General features: G+C 67.9%; 2 protein-coding genes. Both read right to left on the bottom strand.

Annotated features, from left to right (window positions below):
• The coding region (locus tag FFK22_RS41715; protein ID WP_143956996.1) for a molybdopterin cofactor-binding domain-containing protein at positions 1–572 on the bottom strand (572 nt) is incomplete at its 3' end.
• Positions 572–1051 (bottom strand): (2Fe-2S)-binding protein, encoded by a 480-nt coding sequence (locus tag FFK22_RS41710; protein WP_138885785.1) that lies wholly within the window; start codon positions 1049–1051, stop codon positions 572–574. The genes FFK22_RS41710 and FFK22_RS41715, both read right to left, overlap by 1 nt.
• Between the last annotated feature and the right edge of the window lie 489 nt (positions 1052–1540).

Here is a 1540-nt window from a genome sequence, read left to right as displayed (position 1 = left end):
CGGAACTCCGCCGGGTCCTTCAGCCGGACCGTGCCCGGATCCGGCATCGGCAGCGCCGCGGCCTCGGCCGCCACCTCGCCGTAACCGAGGCTGCGCCCGCTGGCCTCGTGCAGCAGCCGGCCGGAGCGGGTGGTGACGCTGTCGGTCGTCACGCCCCAGCGCCGGGCCGCGGCCTCGACCAGCAGCGCCCGCGCCGCGGCGCCGACCTGGCGCAGCGGCATCCAGTTGGTCGGCGTCGCCCGGCTGCCGCCAGCCGTCTGCGGGCCGTAGGCGGCCTCGTTCACCATCGCCTGGGTGACCGTGACCTGGTCCCAGTCGACGTCCAGCTCGTCGGCGATGATCATCGGCAGCGACGTCTTGATGCCCTGCCCGATCTCCGGATTCTTGCCGGTGATCGTCACCCGCCCGTCCGGCGCGATGGCGATGAAGGCGCCGAGCGTGCCGGCACCCCCGCCGGCCGCCGTCGCCGGGAAGGGCAGGGTGGCGTCGATCAGCAGGCCGCCGCCGACCAGCAGCGAGACCTTGAGGAGGGCGCGCCGGCCCAGGGCGGCGTCAGGAAGGAGATGTCCCATCAGCCGGCACTCCCTTCCGCCGCCTTCCGTTCGGCCGCCTTGTGGATGGCGGCGCGGATGCGGGTATAGGTGCCGCAGCGGCAGAGATTGCCGGCCATGGCGGAGTCGATGTCGTCGTCGCCGGGGGCCGGGGTGGTGGCCAGCAGCGCCGCGGCGGACATGATCTGCCCGGCTTGGCAGTAGCCGCATTGCATCACGTCGAAGGCCAGCCAGGCCTGCTGCAGCCGGGCGCCGACATCCGTCGCGCCGATCGCCTCGATGGTGACGATCTTGCCGCTGCCGACATCGCCGATCGCGGTCTGGCAGGCGCGCACCGCGGCGCCGTCGAGATGCACGGTGCAGGCGCCGCACAGCCCGGCGCCGCAGCCGAATTTGGTGCCGACCAGCCCGAGCTCGTCGCGCAGCGCCCACAGCAGGGGCATCTCCGGCGGCGCGTCGATGCGCTCGGTCCGGCCATTGATGTTCAGTTCGACAGCCATGGACAGCTCCGTCTCTGCGAACAGGCGCGCATGGCGGACCGCCGCCGTCGCGCCGGGCCCGGAAAATCCGGGAAGGAGAAGGATACAATCGGTTTGTCGTACAACTGTGCCAGGGAAGCCGACCCGCGTCCCCTTTCACCGCGTCGCTGCGGCATCCAGTCTCATCCACAGACAGAATCAACAGGCCGGCGCGGTAATTTGCATGTCGGCCATGTTCTTACTTCTTTGGGTCGCCCGTCCGGCTGGTGTTTATCCAGTTATTGGACAGCCAGTGTCGTTCATTTCGGCTATAATACTGCGACGATATTTAGTGTCGAATGACCAGCCGTTCTCTGTTACTGTTGCAATTGTATCGAATTTGCCTGAAATCTTCCTGTAGCAACACTTTCCCAGGCTGACATTTCCGCAGTTGCAGGAGCACTGCGGCCCTGATTGGCGAAGAGGATGGAGGTAGACATGGCCGGACCGCTCGCGATTGGTGAGGACGCA

Origin of the sequence: Mycobacterium sp. KBS0706 (assembly GCF_005938675.2) — a bacterium.
Classification (GTDB): Bacteria; Pseudomonadota; Alphaproteobacteria; order DSM-16000; family Inquilinaceae; genus Inquilinus.
The sequence above is the reverse complement of the archived record's forward strand: the minus strand, read 5'-3'. Positions and strand labels throughout refer to the sequence as shown.